Origin of the sequence: Vibrio sp. Makdt (genome assembly GCF_027587015.1) — a bacterium.
Taxonomy (GTDB): Bacteria; Pseudomonadota; Gammaproteobacteria; order Enterobacterales; family Vibrionaceae; genus Vibrio; species Vibrio chagasii_B.
On sequence record NZ_JAPPTH010000062.1, the window covers coordinates 1 to 1,426 of the forward strand.

Annotated in this window: 2 protein-coding genes; both read left to right on the plus strand. The window is 42.8% G+C overall.

The genetic code is table 11. The annotated features are described in order from the left end of the window. Positions 1-46 precede the first annotated feature (46 nt). A complete protein-coding gene (locus tag OH460_RS27280) occupies positions 47-556 on the plus strand; it encodes a helix-turn-helix domain-containing protein (protein ID WP_333482716.1) in 510 nt (169 codons plus the stop codon). Next, positions 553-1,395 carry an IS3 family transposase gene (locus tag OH460_RS27285; protein ID WP_270000188.1) on the plus strand — a complete coding sequence of 281 codons (843 nt, stop codon included), beginning with the start codon at positions 553-555 and terminating at the stop codon, positions 1,393-1,395. Before OH460_RS27280 ends, OH460_RS27285 begins: the two co-directional genes overlap by 4 nt. The last annotated feature ends 31 nt before the right edge of the window (positions 1,396-1,426 follow it).

Here is a 1,426-nt window from a genome sequence, read left to right on the forward strand (position 1 = left end):
TGAACTGACCCCCAATAGTTGGACACCAATTATTGGGGGTCTTTTTATGTCCAAATATAGCCGAGAGCTAAAATGTATCATTGCTAAGCAATACTTAGATGGCACGTCATCTCTCTACTTAGCAAAACAATATTCAATTTCTTCAAGGCAGATACGGTATTGGGCTCAAGTCTTTGCCATCCATGGTACTGATTCATTTTTACCAACTAAGCATGCCGCGACTGCTCAAACAAAACGAAAAGCATTGAATTTAATGTGGACGAATGAATGGTCTCTCACGCACACTAGCGCAGTATTAAACCTCTCATCCCCTGGGATACTCTCTGTCTGGCTCAAAAAATTTAATGAGCTCGGTATCAAAGGGCTCAAAATGCGCCAGAAAGGAAGACCCTCAATGAAACAGCAACCTCAACGTACCACCAAGCCTGATAATGAAATGACACTTGAGGAGCTAAAAGAGGAGTTGGTCTACTTACGAACCGAGAATGCCGTTCTAAAAAAGTTGGAAGAGTTGGAGCAGGAAAAAAACCGTCGAACAAAGAAAAAGCGGTCATAGCTCTAACTCTTAAAGGCAAGTACCCGTTAAAGCACTTACTGCACACTCTGCAGCTGGCAAAAAGTGTCTTTTATTATCAGGCTCAAACGAGCAAGCGCCCAAATAGCTACGAACGTGAGCTGCGGTTGATAAAGTCAATTTATCATGAACATAAGGGGCGATACGGCTACCGCCGTATTCACTTGGAACTAAAAAATCAGGGGTTCGTGCTTAATCACAAAACGGTTCAAAAGCTTATGGCTCAGCTCAACCTTAAATCGACGGTCAGGATTAAAAAGTATCGTTCATACCGAGGAGAGTCAGGAAAAGCGGCTCCCAACGTGCTTGAAAGAGATTTTAGTGCGACTCAACCCGATGAAAAGTGGGTAACTGATGTCACGGAGTTCAAAGTCAAAGAGCAGAAAGTATACTTGTCTCCCGTTGTCGACTTGTTTACTCAGGAGGTGGTTGCTTATAGAGTGGCCAAAAATGCCTGCTTGCCGCTTGTCACGGATATGCTGACGGAAGCTATATCAACGCTTAAACCCAACTCAAAGCCAATTATACACAGCGATCAAGGTTGGCAATATCGCCATCGACAGTATCAGAAAAAGGTAGCGGAGAGTGGGTTAACGCAAAGCATGTCGAGAAAAGGTAACTGCTTGGATAATGCGGTTGCTGAAAACTTTTTTGCTTTACTCAAAACAGAGATGTATCACAACCAAAGCTTTGAAGATGCAGATGCTCTGATAGAGCAAATTAAAGAATACATCGAGTACTACAATACCAAACGTATAAAAGTGAAACTAAAAGGCCTGACTCCGATAGAATATCGAACTCAGGCCTTGAAAGCCGCTTAACAGAAATGTCCAACTTTACGGGGTCACTTCA

Excerpts from the sequence above, each read along its gene's own strand:
- OH460_RS27280 (WP_333482716.1), top strand. The coding sequence starts at position 47 with ATGTCCAAATATAGCCGAGAGCTAAAATGTATCATTGCTAAGCAATAC.